This is a genomic window from Oscillospiraceae bacterium (assembly GCA_025758045.1).
Classification (GTDB): domain Bacteria; phylum Bacillota; class Clostridia; order Oscillospirales; family Ruminococcaceae; genus Gemmiger.
Genome location: CP107208.1, coordinates 367179 through 389412 on the forward strand (window position 1 = coordinate 367179; position 22234 = coordinate 389412).

16 protein-coding genes, 2 tRNA genes and 3 rRNA genes are annotated in these 22234 nt (G+C 54.7%); 8 read left to right on the plus strand and 13 right to left on the minus strand.

Going from position 1 to position 22234, the window contains the following annotated elements:
- Positions 1 to 334 precede the first annotated feature (334 nt).
- From OGM81_01890 to OGM81_01920, 7 genes are all read left to right on the plus strand, one after another.
- On the plus strand, positions 335 to 940 hold the full coding sequence (locus tag OGM81_01890; protein ID UYJ43927.1) for a hypothetical protein: 606 nt from the start codon (positions 335 to 337) through the stop codon (positions 938 to 940).
- A 170-nt stretch (positions 941 to 1110) separates the two neighbouring features.
- The gene (locus OGM81_01895) at positions 1111 to 1821 is read left to right on the plus strand and encodes a class D sortase (protein UYJ43928.1); all 711 of its coding nucleotides are present in this window, start codon (positions 1111 to 1113) and stop codon (positions 1819 to 1821) included.
- 12 nt (positions 1822 to 1833) lie between these two features.
- A complete protein-coding gene (locus OGM81_01900) occupies positions 1834 to 2703 on the plus strand; it encodes a hypothetical protein (GenBank protein ID UYJ43929.1) in 870 nt (289 codons plus the stop codon).
- A 14-nt stretch (positions 2704 to 2717) separates the two neighbouring features.
- The gene (locus OGM81_01905) at positions 2718 to 3413 is read left to right on the plus strand and encodes a Wzz/FepE/Etk N-terminal domain-containing protein (protein UYJ43930.1); all 696 of its coding nucleotides are present in this window, start codon (positions 2718 to 2720) and stop codon (positions 3411 to 3413) included.
- Complete coding sequence (locus OGM81_01910; protein UYJ43931.1) at positions 3410 to 4162, plus strand: CpsD/CapB family tyrosine-protein kinase; 753 nt, start codon at positions 3410 to 3412, stop codon at positions 4160 to 4162. The genes OGM81_01905 and OGM81_01910 overlap by 4 nt, the downstream gene beginning before the upstream one ends.
- A complete protein-coding gene (locus OGM81_01915) occupies positions 4159 to 4914 on the plus strand; it encodes a capsular biosynthesis protein (GenBank protein UYJ43932.1) in 756 nt (251 codons plus the stop codon). The genes OGM81_01910 and OGM81_01915 overlap by 4 nt, the downstream gene beginning before the upstream one ends.
- 317 nt (positions 4915 to 5231) lie before the next feature.
- Positions 5232 to 6524 carry a hypothetical protein gene (locus OGM81_01920; GenBank protein ID UYJ43933.1) on the plus strand — a complete coding sequence of 431 codons (1293 nt, stop codon included), beginning with the start codon at positions 5232 to 5234 and terminating at the stop codon, positions 6522 to 6524.
- Positions 6525 to 6625: 101 nt separating this feature from the next.
- On the opposite strand, the gene OGM81_01925 is transcribed toward OGM81_01920, so the two are convergent.
- The 12 genes from OGM81_01925 to OGM81_01980 form a co-directional block, all read right to left on the minus strand.
- Positions 6626 to 7255 (minus strand): bifunctional 4-hydroxy-2-oxoglutarate aldolase/2-dehydro-3-deoxy-phosphogluconate aldolase, encoded by a 630-nt coding sequence (locus OGM81_01925; protein UYJ43934.1) that lies wholly within the window; start codon positions 7253 to 7255, stop codon positions 6626 to 6628.
- A 24-nt stretch (positions 7256 to 7279) separates the two neighbouring features.
- Positions 7280 to 8425 carry a galactonate dehydratase gene (gene dgoD / locus OGM81_01930; GenBank protein ID UYJ43935.1) on the minus strand — a complete coding sequence of 382 codons (1146 nt, stop codon included), beginning with the start codon at positions 8423 to 8425 and terminating at the stop codon, positions 7280 to 7282.
- 101 nt (positions 8426 to 8526) lie between these two features.
- Positions 8527 to 9789, minus strand: a complete 1263-nt coding sequence (locus tag OGM81_01935) for a PTS maltose transporter subunit IIABC (GenBank protein ID UYJ43936.1) — start codon at positions 9787 to 9789, stop codon at positions 8527 to 8529.
- A gap of 84 nt (positions 9790 to 9873) precedes the next feature.
- Positions 9874 to 10164, minus strand: a complete 291-nt coding sequence (locus OGM81_01940) for a PTS lactose transporter subunit IIB (GenBank protein UYJ43937.1) — start codon at positions 10162 to 10164, stop codon at positions 9874 to 9876.
- Between the two features lie 6 nt (positions 10165 to 10170).
- The gene (locus OGM81_01945; GenBank protein ID UYJ43938.1) at positions 10171 to 10587 is read right to left on the minus strand and encodes a PTS sugar transporter subunit IIA; all 417 of its coding nucleotides are present in this window, start codon (positions 10585 to 10587) and stop codon (positions 10171 to 10173) included.
- Between the two features lie 183 nt (positions 10588 to 10770).
- A complete protein-coding gene (locus OGM81_01950) occupies positions 10771 to 13584 on the minus strand; it encodes a sigma 54-interacting transcriptional regulator (GenBank protein ID UYJ43939.1) in 2814 nt (937 codons plus the stop codon).
- A gap of 22 nt (positions 13585 to 13606) precedes the next feature.
- Positions 13607 to 14536, minus strand: a complete 930-nt coding sequence (locus tag OGM81_01955; protein UYJ43940.1) for a hypothetical protein — start codon at positions 14534 to 14536, stop codon at positions 13607 to 13609.
- Between the two features lie 359 nt (positions 14537 to 14895).
- Positions 14896 to 15012, minus strand: a 5S ribosomal RNA gene (gene rrf / locus OGM81_01960).
- Positions 15013 to 15088: 76 nt separating this feature from the next.
- Positions 15089 to 17918 (minus strand): 23S ribosomal RNA (locus tag OGM81_01965).
- Between the two features lie 233 nt (positions 17919 to 18151).
- Positions 18152 to 18228, minus strand: a tRNA-Ile gene (locus tag OGM81_01970).
- Between the two features lie 3 nt (positions 18229 to 18231).
- Positions 18232 to 18307 (minus strand) — tRNA-Ala (locus tag OGM81_01975).
- A 143-nt stretch (positions 18308 to 18450) separates the two neighbouring features.
- Positions 18451 to 19964: ribosomal RNA gene (locus tag OGM81_01980) — 16S ribosomal RNA — on the minus strand.
- Together the 16S, 23S and 5S rRNA genes with 2 tRNA genes alongside form the textbook arrangement of a ribosomal RNA operon.
- 454 nt (positions 19965 to 20418) lie before the next feature.
- Here OGM81_01980 and OGM81_01985 point away from each other — a divergent pair.
- Positions 20419 to 20994 carry an NUDIX hydrolase gene (locus tag OGM81_01985; protein UYJ43941.1) on the plus strand — a complete coding sequence of 192 codons (576 nt, stop codon included), beginning with the start codon at positions 20419 to 20421 and terminating at the stop codon, positions 20992 to 20994.
- Positions 20995 to 21108: 114 nt separating this feature from the next.
- On the opposite strand, the gene OGM81_01990 is transcribed toward OGM81_01985, so the two are convergent.
- Positions 21109 to 22227, minus strand: a complete 1119-nt coding sequence (locus OGM81_01990; protein ID UYJ43942.1) for a 5-methyltetrahydropteroyltriglutamate--homocysteine S-methyltransferase — start codon at positions 22225 to 22227, stop codon at positions 21109 to 21111.
- Positions 22228 to 22234: the final 7 nt, after the last annotated feature.

Below are 22234 nucleotides of genomic sequence, written 5' to 3' on the forward strand. Positions count from 1 at the left end.
CTGAATAAGCCCAACCAGCAAACACCCCCTGCCTTGCTTTTGTACAAGGCAGGGGGTGTTTGTTCACCCCACCAGCCCGCCGTTGTCGGGTGCGAGCCCTTTTTTCATTTTCGTACCCCACTGGAATGACCAAGACGCAAACAAGCCAACCTATATATAGGGGCTGTTTTGGGTAAAACGACCATTTTCGACATTTTCGGCTAAAATATATAGCATTCCATCCGGTTCTATGATAAAATGAGAATACTTATAAAGGGGAGTTTTTCAACTGTGCTTTATAAGCGCATAACTGCCTGCGCAGCGATGCACTTTTGAAGAAAGGAGGACAAAAATCATGAACAAGTTCAAGAAGCTCGTTGCGGTGCTGGTCAGCGTTGTCATGGCTTGCGTCTTTGCTACCGGTGTGTTCGCTACCGATTACGTAGAGAACCTGAGTGCTGCCCGCGCCGAAGTGAACGGCTATCTGACCAGCGCCGGTGTTTACGGCATGGACGGTGTTGTCAACAGCCTGAACGAGACCCAGCTGCGTGCCCTGCGTGATAATTCCGTTGCCCTGCGCAACGCTCTGACCCAGGCCAAGAACGCCCTGAACGGCGCCAAGACCGAGGCCGATGTCCGCACTGCTGTCAGCACTGCTCTCAGCCAGGTTGGCGGCATCTTCAGCGATGCCGGCATCAGCCTGAACATCGATGTCGTTGCTTCCGGCAGCGAGGTTGCCGTTGTGCCGACTGCTTCCGCTAACGGTGTCTCTGGCACCACCCAGTGGAAGTTTGCCACCGATGGCTCTGTTGCTTCTGCTTCCAACCCGCTCACCGCTTCTTCTTCTGCAGTCATCAAGGCTACCGGTGACAACAGCGCTATGGTCATTGCTACCATCGTTCTGTCTGTTGTTGGTATCCTCGGCCTGGCTGTCCGCAAGGAGAGTGCGCTGGCTCTGTAAGCCAATGCAGCATCCGATGAGCTTGTCTTAATCGGAGGACGGGCAGCACTTCGGTGATGCCCGTTTTGTAGGTTCTTTTCAGGCAGTGTGCTTGCCTGTTTCAGATAGATACTTTACGGATAGCCGGGCGCGGCTGGTGTCTGCGTCCTAGCTCAGGAGGGGTTAAAAACTTGCCACATAGTAAAAAAAGGTCTTTCATCCGCAGCAGTCCGCTGGCCTATGTTGTTGTGCCTTTGGCGCTGGCGGCTGTCACGGCAGCCCTGCTGGCGGCACTCAGCTTTGTGCTGCTGCAGCCCTACCAGATGATGCTGGGCTGGTTCTTTGACAACACAACTGCTTCTCAGCCGCAGGACCTGCTGGCTGAAGCCGGTACGGTAATTGACGGCGGTGCGGCAGGGGAAGCCGCTGCCCAGCCGGAGACGATTCCCTTCAGCAGCATTACCTACCCCACGTTGGGTGACCGCTATGCTGATATTACGATTTCCGGCACCAACGTGAACGCCCCGGTATATTACGGTGATACCAACAAAATCCTGAACCAGGGTGTCGGCACCTATATGGAAAACAGCAGCGCCGGTCTGCCCGGCGAAGGGAAGACGATTCTGCTGTCCGGCCACAACAACACTTTCTTCAATGATCTCCAGCATGCAGAAGAAGGGGCCACCGTAACCATTACCACCCATTACGGTGTGTACACCTATGAGGTTACGGAGACAAAAATCCTGGATTATCAGGACTCGTCCGCTTACGACTTTTCCCGCGAGGATGAAAATCTGATTCTGTATACCTGCTACCCGTTTGATGCTATGGGCTTTACCCCGGACCGCTTCTTTGTGTATGCACGGTATATCTCCGGCCCCGTGCTGGACAGAAACAGCTAAGGGGGCGATTGTTTGGAAAAAAATAATGTAAAAAAGAAACGCGGCAGTGTCGTCTGGGCACTGGGCTTGTCCTGGCTGTCCACGCTGCTGTTGGCGATTCTGGCCATTTTTCTGATGCTGCTGACCACTATATGTAGCGAGGGATTCATGCGCAAGCAGGTAACGCGCAGCAGCTTTGCTGATTATGCCTACAGCTACCTGTATGATAACTATGTCAGCTATGGTGCATCCACCGGTTTTGATGCCGATGTGATGACCTCTACCCTTTCCCGCGACCAGATTAACACGGATATGGAACAGGCTGTGACAGACCTGTATGCAGGCAATACGGCTGTCAATGCCCGTGAGAATGTCAAAACCGACCTCAATGCTGTTCTGGTAGCTGACCTGAACAGCCGCGGCAAGGATGTGACCGAGGATGTAGCGTCCGCTGTTGAGATTGTGGCCGATGCCTGCCGTCTGGATTATGCAAACTACGTTGCCATTCCTCTGGCAAGCCAGTTGTACACGGCCATTACCAAGGTTGATCGTCTGGCGCTGCCGGGTGTCATTGTTACGGCGCTGCTTTGTGCTGTTTCGCTGGTGCTGATGATCCGTCTGGCAGGCAGTTCCCGCCTGGGTGTGCGCTGCCTGACCTTCACCTTTACGGCCGGTGCAATTTTGTGCGCACTGGGTGCCACCGTTCTGTATCCCCTGCTGGGACTGGACAATTTTTCGCTGGAACCCGCCTCTATCCGGGCACTGGTTCTTACCTATCTTCGCAGTATGCTTGGCAGCCTGGGCATCTTTGCGGCTGTATATGCCCTCGTGGCCGCTATTCTGCTGGGCTTTATGTTCGTGGCGCGTCATCAGCTGAAGCGCCGATACCAAAATAACACCTGAGGAGGACCCGACCCGTGGAAAACGAAGAATACGATACCATAGACCTGCTGGAAGTCCTGAATGCAGTCCGGCAGCATCTGGCAATCCTGATCCTTTGCACCCTGGCAGCGGCCATTGCCGGTTTTGCTGTCTCCAAGTTCGCCATGACACCCCAGTACGAGTCCTCGGCCCTGATGATCGTCAACACCCGCCAGGATACCACTTCCAATGTTACCAGCGACCAGATCAACTCGGCCACCAAGCTGGTTTCCACCTACAGTATTATTATTAAAAGTGATACCGTGCTGCAGCAGGTTATCAATGACCTGGGCCTTTCCCTGAATTACAGTGAACTGAAGAACCGCGTAACGGTTGATGCCGTGGACGACACACAGGTTATGAAAATTACCGTCCGCAGCAACAATCCTGAATGGGCTCAGCAGGTCTGCAACAAAATCACCGAGGTTTCCCCCGACGTGATTCTGGAGGCTGTAGAAGCCGGTTCTGTCAAGGTCATTTCCAACGCTTCTCTTGCTGCCACCCCAGTTTCTCCCAACACCACAAAGAATACTGCCCTGGGCGGTATGATCGGTCTGGTGCTCTGCCTCGGTGTGATTTTCCTGCAGGTTCTGCTGGATAACAAACTCAATAACGAAGAAGATGTTGCGAAATACCTGGATCTCACCGTTGTGGGTGTCATTCCTGAATACGAGAGGGGCAAAAAGAAATGAGTGCAAAAGACAAAAAGTCCCGGACTTCTCACCGCGAATTGTTTGTTGTCAGCAAAGACGCGCCGTTCCAGTTCGTGGAAGCCTATAAATCCCTGCGTACCAACCTGGAGTTTCTCTCCGCCACAAGTAACTGCAAAACCATCCTGATTACTTCCTCGGTGCCGGAGGAGGGCAAAAGCAACGTGGCCATTAACCTGGCCATCACGCTGGCAGCCTCCAACAAGCGGGTAGTCCTTGTGGACTGCGATATGCGTAAAAGTGCAATTTCCCGCTATCTGCGCATTCCCCGCAGCCACAGTGGTCTGACGAATGTCATCACAACAAAGGATGTAGGCAAGCTGCCGGACGCCCTGCTGCGTCTGAAAGACAGCGGCATTACGGTGCTGCCCGTTGGTACGATTCCGCCGAATCCGGCAGAACTCCTCTCCACCCCTATTGTAGAGCAGATTTTTACGGCTCTGCAGCAGACCTATGACTATGTAATTGTGGACACGCCGCCTGTCTCGGTGGTGACCGATGCCGCCGTTCTGAGCCGTGTATCGGATGGTGTTCTGCTGGTTGTCCGCCCCGGTGTCACCACCATTCAGGGTGCCCAGCTGAGCAAAAAGAACCTGGAAGCCGTTGACGCCCACATTCTCGGCGTCGTGATGAATGGCTATAATGCCAAAAAGACCGGCCGCAAAGACGGCTACTCCTACGCGTACTCTTATGGTTACTACGACACAAAACAGGATAGCAGCAACGAATGAGCCAGAATTTGGTAGACCTGCATTGCCATATCCTGCCCGGCATCGATGATGGTGCCCGGGACCTGAACATTTCCATGGCGCTTTTGCGCAAAGAAGTCCAGGACGGTGTGGCTGGCATTGTATTTACCCCACACTTCCATTATGAGCGTATCTCGGTAGAGGATTTTGCCGCAAAGCGCCGCGCCGCGTTTTTACAGGTAGCCAAGGCCGCCAAAGAGACCGGCCTGCCGCTGGCGGCCAAGTTGGGTGCAGAGGTGTACTTTACAACGGCTCTGCCCAGTCTTGATTTGCGCGCGCTGGCCTTTGCCAAATCAAACTACATTCTTATCGAATTTCCTACCACCTGCCACCCCGCAGGCATTGACGAAACGCTGTACGCTGTGCGCCAGCGCGGCTATACGCCGATTCTGGCCCATGTGGAGCGTTATCCTTTCGTGACCGAGGATCCTACCCTGCTGTACAACTGGGTCAGCGAGGGCTGTCTGGCGCAGATCAACGCCAGCGGCCTGGTGCGGGAAGGCCGCACGGCCCACTGGCTGCTAAAATTGCTGGAATGGAACCTGGTGCATCTGCTTTGCACCGACTGCCACTCGATCGACACCCGCCCGCCAAACCTGAAAGCCGGGTACAGCAAGCTGCCAACCCCCATCGCCCGCCGCCTGCGCCGCAACAGCATTGAAGTCTACCTGGGTAATGAACTTGTCCCACCCGAGCCGACCAAGCCGCAATACCGCTTTGGCCGCTGGGTGTGACCCTATTACAAACAACTCCCCCTGCCGATGAATTCAGCAGGGGGATATTTTGTTTATATACTTTTGCAAACGACGAACTCAGCGGTAAATCTCTCCCCTGCCCTACAGAGCGGTTTGCATTTGGTGCCGGGTGGGAGTGCCCTCGATGTCAACCGAGAGTCTCGGTGGCCATGGTCTCGCCGATCGTCAGGACTGTTTTCATCTGCGTTCCACCGTAACCGGGCATGCCCGATTTTATAAGATAATTGTCGTTTTTTCGATGTTGTGGTATACTGATAGCAAACGCACCGGAAATCTGAAAGAAAGGAAAAATTATCATGCCGACACAAGAATTACAACAGCGGCAAATCTTATCACAGCAGCAGCTGCAAGCCTTGAACATCCTGTCCCTGGACGGTGCCGCCCTGGACGAGATGCTGAAAAAAGAGGAAATCGACAATCCCCTGTTCGACCTGGACAAGATCCACGGCACAGTCGAGCGGCCCATCAGCGTGCAGACGCCGGATAAGGAGGGCGACCTGTCGGAGCGGGCTGCCCCGGACAAAACGGCGCAGGACCTGTACCTGTTTTTGGAGAGTCAGCTCCCCGCCAATGCCACGAAAGCCGAGCGCGGCGTCTTTCGCCACATGGTGGAGTTCCTTGAACCCGGCACTGGCCTGCTGCCCGAAACCGTGGAAGAGGTGGCTGAGATTTTGGCTGCACCCTTGTATGTGGTCGAGCGCTGTCTGTCCTGGCTGCACCAGATGGAGCCTGCCGGTGTGGGCGCGGCCACGACATCGGAAAGTCTGGTGCTGCAGGCATTCCACAAGGGGATGACAGACCCGACGCTGCTGGGCATCCTGTTCGATCATCTGGAGGATGTGGCCGCCAAGCGCTACCGCACCATCATGCGGGCCTACGGCCTGACGATGGAGGAAGTGCAGCACTATGTCTCTCTGATCCGCACTCTGGAGCCGTACCCGACGGCAGCCTTTGGCGGCGGTGAGAGCGCTGGTTTCATTGTGCCAGATTTGGAGTTCTATTGCAAAGACGGCCAGTGGGGCGTGCGCGTGCAGGACCGCTGGAGCAGCGGCGTGCCCTACAGCAGCTACTACGACCTGTCCGGCACGGACGCAGCGCCGGAGCTGCGCACCTATTTGCAGGAGCAGCACCGCCACGCGGACTACATCGTGCAGTGTGTGGAGAAGCGCCGCAGCACCCTGCAGCAGCTTGGTCAGCTGATCTTGAACACCCAGCTTGCCTTTTTAGCCGAAGGCCAGCCCCTGCACACCCTGACGGCTGATATGCTGGCCGAGCAGATGGGCGTCAACCCGTCCACCGTCAGCCGTGCCATCAAGGGCAAATATGTCAAAACACCCACCAAGGTCTATCCCCTCTCCTACTTCCTGACGAGGGCTGGCAACCGCAGCGGGGACGCTGCACCGGACAGCCGCAGCGAGATTCTGGCCGCCCTGCATAAACTTCTGCAGGAGGAAGATCCCGTCCATCCTCTCTCTGACGCACAGCTGGCGGATCAGCTGACGGCCCAGGGCATTACCACCACCCGGCGCACCGTGGCCAAGTATCGGCTGCTGCTGGGCATCCCCGGCGCGTTTGAGCGCAAGCAGTGACCGCCAGCTTTGACTAAATACTTACAAAAGAATCGCCGATCAGAGCCTCATAGGTTCCGATCGGCGATTTTTATGAAGGATGCTTTTACGGTAATGGCAAATCAGTTGCGGCCGATGCGGCTGACCAGGTCACGGACATAGGCCTCGCATGTCTCCCAGTCGTTGGCAGCCACGGCGTCCTTGGGCATCAGGCTGCTGGCCAGACCTACGCTCAGGTAGCCGGCGTCAAAGAACTGGCGGATATTCTGCGGGTTCACACCGCCAATGGCCATGTAGTGGGTATCGTCGAAGGGACCCTTCAGGTCCTTCAGATAGCTCATCGGCATGCTGCCAGCAGGGAAAAGCTTCATGGTCTTAAAGCCATACTCCAGGCTGACGGCCACATCGGTGGGGGTCAGCACGCCGGGCAGTAGGGCAATATCGTTCTTGGCGCAGTACTCCAGCACGTCCACAGGGGTGCCGGGGGTCAGCAGGAACTGGGCACCGGCGTCCACTGCGGTGCGGCAGCGCTCGGTGGTGATGGCCGTGCCGCCGCCTATCAGGCAGCGGTCACCAAAGTGCTTGCGCAGCATGGTGATCTGCTCCAGCGCGTGGGGGCTGTTGAGGGCCACCTCAAAGAACGCTACGCCGCCGCGCACAGCGGCATCGGCATAGTCGATGGTTTTTTCCGGCGGGACATTGCGCAGGATGCCCAGCAGCGGGTGCTCTGCGGTGATTGCATACATATCCATAATGGTATTTCCTTTCTGGTCTGCTTACCACTCGGCCATGGTGCCATCGTAGTTACGCCACTTGGGGTTGGTCCAATGCAGGCCCTCGGCGGAAACTTCCTTGACGAGGTCCTCGTCGATCTCCAGACCCAGGCCGGGCTTGGTGGGTACATCCACATAGCCATCCTTGTACTGGAAGATGTCCTTATTCTTGACGAAGTCCAGCAGGTCAAAGCCCTTATTGTAGTGGATGCCCAAGCTCTGCTCCTGGATAAAGACGTTGGGAGAGCAGACATCCACCTGCAATGTAGCGGCCAGCGCAATGGGGCCGTAGGGGGCGTGGGGCGCGGCAGCCATATCAAAGGCCTCAGCCATGGCGACGATCTTTTTGGTCTCCAGGATGCCGCCAACCAGGGCAACGTCAGGCTGGATGATGTCGATGGCACCCTCACGGAAGAGGTTCTTGTACTGCCAGCGGCTGACCAGGCGCTCGCCGGTAGCCAGCGGGGTGGAGACCTGGTTGGCGACCTCGCGGAAGCCTTCCTCGTTCTCGGGCAGGACAACTTCCTCCATGAACATCAGCTTGTAGGGCTCCAGTTCATGGGCCAGCACCTTGGCCATCGGCTTATGCACACGGCCGTGGAAGTCGACAGCGATGCCGAAATCATTGCCACAGGCCTCGCGGATGGAGGCAACGCGGTCCACAACGGCCTGGATCTTGGCAAAGGAGTCAATGTAGTGCAGCTCCTCGGTAGCGTTCATTTTGACAGCGTCAAAACCCATGGCACGGCGCTCCAGCGCGGCCTTGGCCACATCGTCGGGACGGTCGCCTCCGATCCAGGAGTAGACCTTGATGCGGTCGCGGGCCTTGCCGCCCAGGAACTCATACACGGGCACGCCAAAAGCCTTGCCCTTGATGTCCCACAGGGCCATCTCCATGCCGGAGACGATGGTGCCGTTGATAGGGCCGCCGCGGAAGAAGGACTTGTACATCTCCTGCCACAGGCGCTCGATCTCGAACGGGTCACGGCCAAGCAGATACTCGCCCATTTCCTTGGCACCGGCCACGACGGTTTCGGTCTTGGTGCCGGAGATCATCTCTCCCCAGCCCTCGATGCCTTCATCGGTGGTGATCTTAACAAAGATCCAGCGGGGTTTGACCTCATATACGGTAATACCGGAAATTTTCATTGGGAAACCTCCTAACATACAGTGCAAAGGGGCAGCCGCAGACGTTTCACGGCCTACAAAACTGCCCTTTGCACTATCTTGGAATTCGTTAGCGGAATTGCTTAGTGGAACAGACCTGCAACAACACTCAGCAGGTAGGAGAGCAGGTGGGTACCGGCATCCTCAGTGGAGACGAGAGCGGCACCGGCCAGGTCATAGCCGCCAGCCACAGCCAGTGCGGTGTGGACAGGAGCCAGAGAGGTAGCGATGAACAGCATGATGATGGTGAAGATCACGCAAGAAATATAGCTGCGGACAACATTGCCCTTGCTGAATGCGACCGGGTAAGCGGACAGCCACATGGCCTGGTAAGCAATATCAGAGATGGGCAGCAGACGGTTGAAGGGCAGGACCATGGCCAGGATGATGGTGGTGGGGACCATCAGGATGCCAACGGCGATGCAGCTGGGGTTAGCGATGGTCAGGGCAGCATCGATACCGATGTGGAACTTATTGCCGCTGAACTTCTTGTTCAGCAGCTCCTTAACGGCATCAGCAAACGGAATCAGGCCTTCCATCAGGACCTGCATCATCTTCGGGGTCAGGACCATGGTAGCAGCGGTGTACATAGCAACGGTCATAACGCCGGCAACATCGTTGCCGCCCAGGATGCCGAACACAGCGCCCAGGATGGTGCCGATCATCAGAGGCTCGCCGAGGACGCCGAACTTTTTCTGGATGCTCTCGGGGTCAGCCTGCAGCTTGTTCAGGCCGGGGATGTGGTCGTAAACTTTGTTCAGCAGGTAAGCCAGAGGTGCCCAGCTGATGCTGTTGGAGGTGGGGAAGGAAACGCCGGGCAGGCCGAACTCTTCCTCAACGACAGGCTGGGTCCAGTCGGCCAGCTTGAAGGTAACGATAGCGCAGATAGCACCGCAGATCAGGCCGATGATGGCGCTGCCGGAAACATAATAGCAGATAGCAGCGCAGAAGATGAAGTGGTTGTAGCTCCAGAAGTCGACCATGACGCAGTTGGTAGCCTTCAGAACCAGCATCAGGATGTTGATGCCCAGGACGACGAAGACGACCACAGCGGCCAAGGGGTAAGCCCAGGTAGCGGCGGCACGGGCAGGCCAACCCACATCCATGATGTCGGTATGCAGGCCAAAGCGGGCGACCATGTTCTGCACGCTGGGGCCAACCTGTGCAACAAAGGTGTTGATGACCAGGTTGACACCACAGAAGCCAACACCGGTGGTGATGCAGCACTTCAGCAGGGTGCCGATCTTAACACGCAGACAAATACCGATAACGAACATGATGATGGGCATCATGCACATGGGACCCAAACCGCAGATCCAGTTCAAGGCGTCAATAACAACTTGCATTTTATAACTCCTCCGGTTTTATAATTTTGCAGCGGCCATTTCAGGGGCAGTGGTACCGCCGCGCTTTCCTATTTCTTTCTGCAATCAGCCGCGCAAGATCTTGATGATCTCGTCGATGGCCTCTTTCTCGCCAACGCCGGTCACGAAGCAGGTGCCGCGCACAACGGGAACGGAATCGGTCAGGCTGTCCTTCAGTGCGCCGGTGGGCACGATAACGTCGGGGCGCTCGACCTTGACTTTGCCCTGGACCTCGGCGAACTTGCACTGAATGAACTTGACATCAATGCCAGCGTTGGCCATAGCGGTCTTCAGCTTGTTAATAGCGATGGTAGAGGTGATCATGGAAGAACCACAGCAAACCATAATCTTTTTCATAAGAAATCATCCTTCTTTCTTTAAAATGTTCATAACATCTTGCGGGGTGTCGGCCTTGACCAACTGCCCCATCACGTCCTTGTCCGCCAGGATCGCCATGATCTCCTGCAGGATGTCGATCTGCTTGCCGTTAACATCCAATGCAATGTTGAAGATCACATTGACGTCCACCGTGGCTTCATCGTCATCCATGCGCTGGAACGTAACGGGCGTATCCAGGACCGCAATGCCCATGGCAGAATGTTCAACATGAGCCGGGACCACATGAGGAATTGCTGCATTGTACTCTTCCAGTTCAAGGCCGGTGGGGTAATCGCGCTCACGCTCCAAGACAGCATCGTAAAAGCTGGTCTTTACCTTCCCGTTTTTCAAAAGAACTTCATACAGCTGGTGCAGAGCATCCTCTTTACTTTTTGCTTTCATGTGTGTAATCACACATTCAGGAAAAAGAATATCTCGCATAGCCATCTGTGTAGTTCACCTCCTTTTCTCTTGTACCGTAGTGCTGCATTTGCTCCAATACAAAAATGTGGGTGCAAGGGATCTGGAACCCTTACACCCATATATGTAGCAAGTTACGTGCCAACTTTCTGGCAGAATTTGATCCTATTTTAGGAAATCGTAGATCTCCTTGGCATTTTTTGCAGATAATAACTTCTTTACGTAATTTTCGTCTTTAATAATATCGCAGAAATTTTGTACAAATCCCTGGCATTTTTCGTCCAGCGCAAACAAAAAAACAATTTCAGCCACAAATCCGCCCGTCCAGTCCAACGGATGGCAGATTTTGGCGACGCAGATGGCAGGTTTTGTGACGTAGGCGGGCTCGCCGTGGGGGATGGCAATATGCCCCGGCAGGCAGGTTACGCCTAAGTTCTCTCGCTTGTAGACGCTCAGCAAAAATTCCGGCTTGACGCAGCCTTTCTCCATCAGCATCATGCACATGGTGTCCAGCGCATCGTTCTTGTTCTGGAAATCTGCATCGCAAAGGATCAGCTGCGGGTCCAGCAGATCGCCGATGCCGCTGTTGTGCTGGCAGTGGGCCTCCAGCAGGTTTGTCAGCGCCATCGAGCCGCGGCCAGAGAAGATGTAGTTCATCGGCAAAAACGGAATGCCCGGCAGTTCCGGGTTGATGGTGCCTACCGCGGCCACGATGTCGTAGTCCCGGCGCAGTTCTTCCACGCGGGCCAGCATAGCATCGCGGTTCAGCAGGCCCACATCCACAATTTTGATGTCGCTGCACTCCACCACGGTGGCTTTCAAGAAGCTCTCTATGCGGCGGGCGTAACCCTCGCCGGTGATGCAGACCGTCAGGATCGCAGACGGCTTACCGGTACGCTGCTCCAGATCGGAGAATCCGGCGTGCAGACGACCGATTTCCAGCGCATCCGCTAGTTCATCCAGCGTGCATTTATCCCGGAAACTGGCCCGGTTCACGGCGTCCAGCGCCATCAGCGTATCCACGCGGGCCACGCACCGCACGCTGACACCGGTGCGCAGGGAAATCTCCGGCGCAAAGGACGCCAGCGAACCCATATCCACCAGCAGCAGGCAGCCCAGCCCCTCATCCACCTGTTGGACCAGACGGATGGCGCGCTCCAACACCTGCTCGTTGGGCTCGTCCCAGCCCATGGAGAAGCCGATGGCGTTGTCGTCCTGCAGCACATGGTTCACGACCTCAGCCATGGCCGGGCCGACCTGGCCGTGAGCCATCAGTATGATGCGGATGCGCCGCTCCATCTTGCGGGCCGAGAATGCCACCAGGCACAGGGTGAGCATCTGCCGCTTGTAGTCGCTTATATTGCAGGGCCGCTTGGCGCGGAAACGGTCAATAAACTGTTGGGCCAGCTCCATCTCAGCCGGGTACTTTTCCGCCAGTGAAATCTGTGCACCGTTGGCGTTTTGGGGCACATCCGTGGTCAGGCTGAGCACTAACGCGTCCTCAAAGTCCTTGCGGCAGGAATTCAGGCTGTCCCGCATCTCGGCCAGCACAGCCAGCACGACCTTGCGCACTTCCTGCCGCTCCTGCTCCAGCGATTTCGCCGTGTTGTTATTGTGCAGGTTGTTCTGCGGCAGCACGCGGCCCAGCAGTACGGTCTGCAGGGCTTTCATCCGCGCTTCAGGCGTGCAGTCTTCCTCGGCAATTTCTTTCAGTCGGTAGTACATTTTATCCAGCGTTTGACTGGCGTCGTCCTCCACCTGCGGGAAGACCAGCTGCCGATCATAACAGCTTTCCACTTCCAGCAAACGGGTCAGGCTGCCTGCCGAGATCAACTGCTGCACCAGTTCGGCACGGATGTAAACAGTGTCTTCCTGCTTGGAGACGCTCTCCAAAAACGCGTTGGCGCAGCAGACCTGGATGTCGCTCTGCATCTGGCCGATGTTGCCGGGACAATCATATTGCAATAAGATGCGCACGGCCTCCCGTTCCACCACCAGCTTGCGGTCGATCTTCTTGTACTCCCCCGCAAAGATGCTTTGCAGCACGGCAAACCGCTCCGCCATCGGGCGGTCAGCGATGCCGGGCATCGAGATGACGATGGGGATACGGCGGCGGAACGTCAGCAGCAGGGCCGACTCCGGCGAAGAGGTGGTAGCGGCGATCAGCCGCACATTGACCTTACGTGCCGGGCCGGAATCGCCCAGTCGGCGGTAGCTGCCCTTGTCCAGCAGGTAGAAAAGCATTTCCTGCCCTTCCCCGGACAGACGGTGGATCTCATCCAAAAACAGGATGCCGCCGTCTGCCTTCTGCACCAGGCCGTCCTTAGTGGCGTTGGCGCCGCTGAACGCGCCGCGCACATAGCCAAACAACTGGCTGTTCAGCAGCTGCGGATTGTCGGCGTAATCGGCGCAGTTGAAGGAGACAAAGGGGGCATCCGGCGCCAGCAGGCCCTGCTGCACCGCATAGTGGTACATATTCTCTGCCAGAAACGTTTTGCCGGAACCAGACGGACCAATAATGAGTGTGTGCAGGCCGTTGGGTGGATAAGATACCGCCGCCTTCGCCTGATGGATCTGCGCTTTCAGGCCGCCGTCGTAGCCGATCATCCCGGCAAACACGTTGGTGCCCTCGGTTTCCTCTTGCGTGGTGATTTCTACGGCCGGTTCAGGCTGCGGCTCGGCTTCTTTTTCTGGCAAATTGCTGTGCAGTTCCTTTACCAGATAGCGCGAGACATTGTAGCCCATCGCGTTCAGCCGCAGGGTCAGCGACCGATCCGAAAGCCCCGGCTCCTGCTCCAGAAGTTTCTGCATCTCTACCACCAGCGCCGGGCGCAGCCGCATCCAAGAGTTAGGAATGCCGTTGATCCGCCGCAGTTCCACTACCTGTTCGCGGCGCAGCTGCAACATCTGGGCCAGTTGTTCATCGGTATAGGGGCGTTTGGGGTCTTCCTGTCGGATCAGTTCAGTCAGAGTGGCCATTGCTGCCCCTCCTTTTTCTATGTTAGTCGTTATATTTCCAGGCGAAAATTCGTTTGGGGTTCTCTACCATCATTTTGTGGAAGTTTTCTTCGCCGATGTAAGGCAGCAGTTCCGCCTTCAGGTCGGTCAGGATATAGGTGAAGCCGGGCTTACCGCCGTAGGCAGGCAGATAGTTCTTTTTGCCCATATCGCCGGCCAGGGTCACGTGGTCTACGCAGCTGGCCTCCACCAGCGCCGTGACCATCCGCACGCGAAAGGAATCGCGATCCTGCAGTTCTCGGCCAACATGGTCCAGGCAAATGGTAGCGCCCTCGCGGCAAAGCCGGATGGCATAGTCCGTATCCATCTTGCTGTCAATGTGGCACAGCAGCACGTTCTTCGGATCGACACCGTGTTTTTCCAGCAGGCGCAGCTGGTCCATGCCCATTGTGCCCTTGTCGCAGTGGGTGCTGATGGGGATGCCCGTGTCGCGGTGTACGCGGGCCACTGCCTCGATGGAGCGCTTTTCGGCGGCGGTCACTTCCTCAAAGCTGGTGCCCAGCTTGATAACACCCGGGTGGATCTCGGTGTCATCCAGGCCATTCGTCACTTCGTCCATCAGAATATCATACAGCTCACCGTCGGTTTTATCGCCAAACCAGGGCGGCATAAACAGCTGTTTGTGGAAGCCTGTGCAGCAGATAACATGCACACCGGTAGCCTGCGCAATGCGCTGATAGGCCTTTACGTTGCGGCCGTAGTTGATCGGCGTCATCTCCACCAGGGTCTCACCCCCGGCTGCGGAAAAACTGCGGGTCTCCTCCGTCGAAGCCGCCTCGTCATCCAGCGTATAAGGGATATAATACTCATCCGGCAGCTGGGGTTTTACCATCAGGTGCTCATGCACATAGGTAACGCCCAATTTGTTTACATTTAGCGGGCCACATACAGTAACAGCCGTATTACGAATCATCGTCGTATTCCTCCATTTTGGCAAAGCAAAGCCCTGCCCACATTTGAAAGCCAGGCAGATTCCAGATACCTAGGCAGCCCAAAAATGTGAAACTCGGAGAAATTATGCAGCACGTATATTGTCATTATTATAAATCGACAATTTTATATTGTAAAGAGATTCACGGTAAAATAGATGTCCTTTTTCGTAATTGCACATCGTCGGGACGAACATTGTTCACCCGCGGATTTGCGTTGTCACTCGCTTTGCGGACGCATAGTGTGCGTCCCTACTATCTCCATATTCCCTATCACAAATCACGAAACAAAAAGCAAAAGCGCCCTATCCCTTGCGGGATAAGGCGCTTTGCTTAAAAGAGAAGTCGGCATCTACCTATTTTCACAGGCCGTCTCCAGCCAACTATCTTCGGCACGAGTGAGCTTAACTTCTGTGTTCGGAATGGGAACAGGTGGAACCTCACCGTCATCGACACCGACCGTCTCTTTTTTCTGAGGATGTACCCTCAAAACTGAATATCGAACTGCTTTAGCAAATAGAGTATCTTTTAAAGATGGGGTCAAGCCCTCGACCTATTAGTACACACTAGCTGAACGGATCACTCCGCTTACACTCTGTGCCTATCAACCTTGTAGTCTTCAAGGGGTCTTACCTGATTGACTCAGTGGGATATCTTATCTTAAGGCCGGCTTCACGCTTAGATGCTTTCAGCGTTTATCCGATCCGAACATAGCTGCCCAGCTGTGCCACTGGCGTGACAACTGGTGCACCAGAGGTTCGTCCATCCCGGTCCTCTCGTACTAGGGACAGCGCCTCTCAAATATCCTGCGCCCACGACAGATAGGGACCGAACTGTCTCACGACGTTCTGAACCCAGCTCGCGTACCGCTTTAATTGGCGAACAGCCAAACCCTTGGGACCGAATTCAGCCCCAGGATGCGATGAGCCGACATCGAGGTGCCAAACCTCCCCGTCGATGTGGACTCTTGGGGGAGATCAGCCTGTTATCCCCAGGGTAACTTTTATCCGTTGAGCGATGGCATTTCCACTCACATACCACCGGATCACTAACTCCGACTTTCGTCTCTGCTCGACCCGTCAGTCTCGCAGTCAGGCTCGCTTTTGCGTTTGCACTCTCTAGCTTGGTTTCCGTCCAAGCTGAGCGAACCTTTGAACGCCTCCGCTACTTTTTAGGAGGCGACCGCCCCAGTCAAACTGCCCACCTGACAATGTCCCCCGCCTCGATTCAGAGGCGCAGGTTAGAATTCCAATGTCGCAAGGATGGTATCCCAACGTCCGCTCCAGAATCGCCAAAGCGACTCTTTCCCAGCGTCCCATCTATCCTGTGCATGCAACACCGAAACCCAATATCAGGCTACAGTAAAGCTCCATGGGGTCTTTCCGTCTTGTCGCGGGTAACCGGCATCTTCACCGGTACTACAATTTCGCCGGGCGGGCTGTTGAGACAGTGCCCAGATCATTACGCCTTTCATGCGGGTCAGAACTTACCTGACAAGGAATTTCGCTACCTTAGGACCGTTATAGTTACGGCCGCCGTTCACTGGGGCTTCAATTCAATGCTTGCACATCTCCTTTTAACCTTCCAGCACCGGGCAGGCGTCAGCTCGTATACGTCATCTTTCGATTTAGCACAAACCTGTGTTTTTGGTAAACAGTTGCCTGGGCCTATTCTCTGCGGCTCACTCTCGTGAGCACCCCTTATTCCGAAGTTACGGGGTCAACTTGCCGAGTTCCTTAACAACCCTTCTCCCGTTGGCCTTAGAATCTTCTTCCTACCTACCTGTGTCGGTTTGCGGTACGGGCACCTTAAACATACACACAGCTTTTCTCGCCTCTCTTCCAGCCGGACTTCGGTACTATATTTCCCTCGATCACTACCAGAACCAACACCTGGCTCCGACCTTCTGAAAGTGTCCCTGTGCTTAAGTCTTTCGGTGGGGACGGAATCTCTACCGTCTGTGCATCGGCTACGCCTTTCGGCCTTACCTTAGCTCCCGCCTAACTTGGAGCGGACGAACCTTCCTCCAAAAACCTGAGGTTTCCGGCCATGTGGATTCTCACCACATTCGCGCTACTCATTCCGGCATTCTCACTTCTGTAAACTCCACAGCCGCTTACGCTACTGTTTCTCCGCTTACACAACGCTCCCCTACCCCGCACTTACGTGCAGCCTAAGCTTCGGTTTGTATCTTAGCCCCGTTAAATTTTCCGCGCAGAGACGCTCGACCAGTGAGCTATTACGCACTCTTTAAATGAGTGGCTGCTTCTGAGCCAACATCCTGGTTGTCTGCGTATTTCCACATCGTTTTCCACTTAGATACAATTTGGGACCTTAGCTGTAGATCTGGGCTGTTTCCCTTTTGACAATGAGATTTATCTCACACTGTCTGACTCCCATACATCAATACTCCGGCATTCTTAGTTTGATAGGCTTCGCTACCCTCTCGGGCGCTAGGCCATTCAGTGCTTTACCTCCGGGTATCTAATATGAGGCTAGCCCTAAAGCTATTTCGGGGAGAACCAGCTATCTCCGAGTTCGATTGGAATTTCTCCGCTACCCACAATTCATCCGCCGCCTTTTCAACGGAGGTCGGTTCGGCCCTCCATGAAATTTTACTTTCACTTCAGCCTGATCATGGGTAGGTCACCCGGTTTCGGGCCCATTGCATGCTACTGAACGCCCTTTTCAGACTCGCTCTCGCTACGCCTCCACGCCTTAAGCGCTTAAGCTCGCAACATACAATCGCTCGCCGGACCGTTCTACAAAAAGTACCATATCACACGTTGATGTGCTCTATGTGCTTGTAGGCACAAGGTTTCAGGTTCTCTTTCACTCCCCTCCCGGGGTCCTTTTCACCTTTCCTTCACAGTACTATACGCTATCGGTCACTGGGTAGTATTTAGGGTTGGAGGGTGGTCCCCCCATCTTCCGACCAGGTTTCACGTGTCTGGCCGTACTCTGGAACTCGCGCAGCTCTCGTCACTTTCGCTTACGTGTCTCTCACACTCTTTGGATGGCCTTCCCATGCCATTCAGCTAGCAACTTAAGTCCTTAAAGCGGTCCATACCCCGGAAGGATTTCTCCTTCCGGTTTGCCCTCTTCCGCGTTCGCTCGCCACTACTAACGGAATCTCGTTTGATGTCTCTTCCTCGCCCTACTTAGATGTTTCAGTTCAGGCGGTTCCCCCCACACACCTATGGATTCAGTGTGCAGTACCGAAGTATGAGCTTCGGTGAGTTTCCTCATTCAGAAATCCCTGGATCAATGGATATTTGCTCCTCCCCAAGGCTTATCGCAGCTTATCACGTCTTTCATCGGCTCCCAGTGCCAAGGCATTCTCCTTGCGCCCTTTGTAGCTTGACCGTTGTTTCGCTTTCGCAAAACATATCTTTATTTCAGATTCTCCATTTGCCAACGAGATTTTACCATTTTACTGTCGCTTATTGCTAAGCTTCAGTTCCGCTTGGTGAAATTATAGATTTTTATTAAAATCAGGAATTTTACATAGCTAATAAAATCTCATTTCGCAGTTCTATATTCAGTTTTCAAGGTACATCACATAAGGTTTTGGGTAACCCAGCGCACTGGATTACCAGTGGTGGGCTGAAATGGACTCGAACCATCGACCTCTCGGTTATCAGCCGAGTGCTCTAACCAGCTGAGCTATCAGCCCAAATGGTGGAGATAAAGGGATTCGAACCCTTGACCCCCTGCTTGCAAAGCAGGTGCTCTCCCAACTGAGCTATACCCCCGCGTTCTTCACGTTTCGGGTTTCGCTGTGTCCCTTATGCTTTGAGGCTCCGTTTGCACGGCCCTCAAAATTGAACAATACTGAAACTTGCTTTCCTGTCCGTTCAGCCAAAGACCAGCTTTAGCTGAACGTCTGACTCCCTAGAAAGGAGGTGATCCAGCCGCACCTTCCGATACGGCTACCTTGTTACGACTTCACCCCAATCACCAGTTTTACCTTCGGCGGCGTCCTCCTTGCGGTTAGACTACCGACTTCGGGTCCCCCCGGCTCTCATGGTGTGACGGGCGGTGTGTACAAGGCCCGGGAACGTATTCACCGCGGCATGCTGATCCGCGATTACTAGCAATTCCGACTTCATGCAGGCGAGTTGCAGCCTGCAATCTGAACTGAGACGTTGTTTCTGAGTTTTGCTCCACCTCGCGGTCTTGCTTCTCTTTGTTAAACGCCATTGTAGTACGTGTGTAGCCCAGGTCATAAAGGGCATGATGATTTGACGTCATCCCCACCTTCCTCCGTTTTGTCAACGGCAGTCTCGCCAGAGTCCTCTTTCGTAGTAACTGGCAATAAGGGTTGCGCTCGTTGCGGGACTTAACCCAACATCTCACGACACGAGCTGACGACAACCATGCACCACCTGTCTCGATGTCCCGAAGGACTTCATGCATCTCTGCACTATGCATCGGATGTCAAGACCTGGTAAGGTTCTTCGCGTTGCTTCGAATTAAACCACATACTCCACTGCTTGTGCGGGCCCCCGTCAATTCCTTTGAGTTTCAACCTTGCGGTCGTACTCCCCAGGTGGATTACTTATTGTGTTAACTGCGGCACTGAAGGGGTCAATCCTCCAACACCTAGTAATCATCGTTTACGGCATGGACTACCAGGGTATCTAATCCTGTTTGCTACCCATGCTTTCGAGCCTCAGCGTCAGTTGGTGCCCAGTAGGTCGCCTTCGCCACTGGTGTTCCTCCCGATATCTACGCATTCCACCGCTACACCGGGAATTCCACCTACCTCTGCACTACTCAAGGCCAGCAGTTTTGAAAGCAATTCACGGGTTGAGCCCATGGATTTCACTTCCAACTTGCCGGTCCGCCTGCGCTCCCTTTACACCCAGTAATTCCGGACAACGCTTGCACCCTACGTTTTACCGCGGCTGCTGGCACGTAGTTAGCCGGTGCTTTCTTGTTAGGTACCGTCATTATCGTCCCTAACGACAGGAGTTTACAATCCGAAAACCTTCTTCCTCCACGCGGCGTCGCTGCATCAGGGTTTCCCCCATTGTGCAATATCCCCCACTGCTGCCTCCCGTAGGAGTCTGGGCCGTGTCTCAGTCCCAATGTGGCCGTTCAACCTCTCAGTCCGGCTACCAATCGTCGCCTTGGTGGGCCGTTACCTCACCAACTAGCTAATTGGACGCGAGTCCATCCTGAAGCGAATAAATCCTTTTCCCGCAGATCCATGCGAATCCGTGGGCTTATGCGGTATTAGCAGTCGTTTCCAACTGTTGTCCCCCACTCCAGGGCAGGTTACTCACGCGTTACTCACCCGTTCGCCACTAAATCAAGAAAAGCAAGCTCCTCTTGATTCCGTTCGACTTGCATGTGTTAGGCGCGCCGCCAGCGTTCGTCCTGAGCCAGGATCAAACTCTTTATAAATGGTATTTAATCGCCATTTAAAAGCGTTAAATCTCTGTAATCACTCAGACACAATCGCTTGCGTCCTGTATGAATTACTTGTAAATTTGGAATTGTTTATCGTGGGTTTCCAGACCCACGTTCAAGGTTCCACAAGTTTCAGTTTTGTTCAATTTTCAAGGTCCTGCTGTGCTGTCCTTACGGGGTGTCCCGCCGGACAGCTTGTATATAATACCACCGCCGTAAGCGTTTGTCAACACATTTTTCCAAATTTCAACAAAATTGAATTCTAAACTTATATGTGGTGGATATTCTCACGAGAATATACTATTTGCGGTGGTTTTATTTTGATGTTCATCATATATTCACAACATTAGTACATATTTTGCCTGTTGTTCCCGCAAATGATCTGGTTTACACGGCGGATTTCTGCTTTATAATGGGGATATACCTATTATAAAGGAGTGCCGCCAAGATGACACGTGAGAAACTTCTGAACCAAATTGCCGCCTATATACCTTATAATGAGCAGGAGGCCGCCGACAGGGAACTGATCCTGCATTGGATACGGGACCATGATGACGCCTTTACGCGGCAGAATAAGGTGGCACACATAACTGCCTCGGCCTGGGTGGTGAACCGGGACCGCCGCAAGGTGCTGTTGGTGTACCACAACATATACAATTCCTGGTCCTGGCTGGGCGGGCACGCGGACGGCGAGACAGACCTGCTGGCGGTAGCCTTGCGGGAAGTCAAAGAGGAAGCCGGTATTGCCAATGTGCGTCCTGTATCACCGGACATCTATTCGCTGGAATCCCTCACTGTGGACGGGCATGTCAAAAAGGGGCAGTATGTATCCAGCCACCTGCATTTAAACGTCACTTACCTATTGGAGGCCGACTCCGATGAGGCCGTATCTATAAAGGAAGACGAAAACAGCGGCGTGGCCTGGTTCACGCCTGAAGAAGCGTTGGCAAAGTCCACCGAGCCATGGTTTGTCACCCACGTTTATGCAAAGCTGATCGATAAACTAAAAAGCAGTGATCTGTAAAACGCGCTGACTTTCGCCATCCATAAAATATCTGTATAACAAAGTGCGCCCTGCTGTCGGGTAGTTTCACCGGACAACAGGGTGCGTCTTTGTATTTAGTTTCGGGGATGTCTGTTACTTACCCCAGACTTCCTCAGCAATCTCTTTCACCAGTTTGAGTTTGTTCCACTGCTCGAGGTCGGTCAGCTTGTTGCCGATCTCGCAGGAGGCAAAGCCGCACTGCGGGCTGAGGCAGAGGCGATCCAGCGGGATGTACTTTTCGGCTTCGTGGATGCGGGCGATGACGGCAGCCTTATCCTCCAGCCGCGGGGACTTGGTGGTGATAAGGCCTAGCACGACTTTTTTGCCCTCGGCCACGTACTGCAGCGGCTCAAAGTTGCCGGAGCGCTCGTCGTCGAACTCCAGGTAGAAGGCGTCCACGTTCTCGTGGGCAAACAGGATGGGTGCAATGGGAGCGTAGCCGCCACGGCTGGCCCAGGTGGAGTGATAGTTGCCGCGGCAGACATGGGTGGTCAGAGCCAAGTCAGCAGGGCGGCCCTCCAAAGCCAGATTGTTCAGGCGCAGGTACTCGTTGGCCTGGTCTTCCAGCTTGACGCCTGCCTGGGCGATAAAGGCCTGATAGTTGGGGTCGCAGAACATGCCCCAAGTGCAGTCGTCGAACTGGATGCTGCGGCAGCCTGCATTGTACAGGTCACGGATGACTGTGCGGTAGGCGGCGGCAATGTCCTGCAGCAGCTGCTCATGGTCGGGGTAAACAGCGACGGTGTTTTTGCCGTTATCCTCGCGGTAAAGCTCGGCCAGCAGCTGGGCGGGAGCAGGCATCGTCTGTCGGGCGATGCAGTTTTCGTCCTCGAACTGTTTAACGAACTTGTAATGCTCGACAAAAGGATGATTTTCGCCGCTGATTTTGCCGCTGACGCGGATGGAACCATGGGTGGTTTCCTCTCCCTGGAAGTAGTAGCCGTGGTCCAGCTCGATCTCGTCGATACCGGCAAAGCCCCACATAAAGTCCAGGTGCCAATAGCTGCGGCGGAATTCGCCATCGGTGATGGCGTGGTAGCCGGCGCGCTTTTGCTTTTCGATGAGCAGGGTGATCTGTTCATTTTCCACAGCGGTCAGCTGCTCGCGGGTGATCTCGCCGGCCTTGAACTCGGCGCGGGCGGTCTTGATAGCCTGCGGACGAAGGAAGCTGCCCACAAAATCGTAACGGAACGGGGAGCGCAGTGTAGCCATAGTTATG

Bases quoted from the DNA above. Each gene is read 5' to 3' on its own strand.
- OGM81_01890 (UYJ43927.1), top strand. From the start codon at position 335: ATGAACAAGTTCAAGAAGCTCGTTGCGGTGCTGGTCAGCGTTGTCATG.
- OGM81_01910 (UYJ43931.1), top strand. From the start codon at position 3,410: ATGAGTGCAAAAGACAAAAAGTCCCGGACTTCTCACCGCGAATTGTTT.
- OGM81_01915 (UYJ43932.1), top strand. From the start codon at position 4,159: ATGAGCCAGAATTTGGTAGACCTGCATTGCCATATCCTGCCCGGCATC.
- OGM81_01920 (UYJ43933.1), top strand. From the start codon at position 5,232: ATGCCGACACAAGAATTACAACAGCGGCAAATCTTATCACAGCAGCAG.
- OGM81_01925 (UYJ43934.1), bottom strand. From the start codon at position 7,255: ATGGATATGTATGCAATCACCGCAGAGCACCCGCTGCTGGGCATCCTG.
- dgoD (UYJ43935.1), bottom strand. From the start codon at position 8,425: ATGAAAATTTCCGGTATTACCGTATATGAGGTCAAACCCCGCTGGATC.
- OGM81_01935 (UYJ43936.1), bottom strand. From the start codon at position 9,789: ATGCAAGTTGTTATTGACGCCTTGAACTGGATCTGCGGTTTGGGTCCC.
- OGM81_01940 (UYJ43937.1), bottom strand. From the start codon at position 10,164: ATGAAAAAGATTATGGTTTGCTGTGGTTCTTCCATGATCACCTCTACC.
- OGM81_01945 (UYJ43938.1), bottom strand. From the start codon at position 10,587: ATGAAAGCAAAAAGTAAAGAGGATGCTCTGCACCAGCTGTATGAAGTT.
- OGM81_01950 (UYJ43939.1), bottom strand. From the start codon at position 13,584: ATGGCCACTCTGACTGAACTGATCCGACAGGAAGACCCCAAACGCCCC.
- OGM81_01955 (UYJ43940.1), bottom strand. From the start codon at position 14,536: ATGATTCGTAATACGGCTGTTACTGTATGTGGCCCGCTAAATGTAAAC.
- OGM81_01985 (UYJ43941.1), top strand. From the start codon at position 20,419: ATGACACGTGAGAAACTTCTGAACCAAATTGCCGCCTATATACCTTAT.
- OGM81_01990 (UYJ43942.1), bottom strand. From the start codon at position 22,227: ATGGCTACACTGCGCTCCCCGTTCCGTTACGATTTTGTGGGCAGCTTC.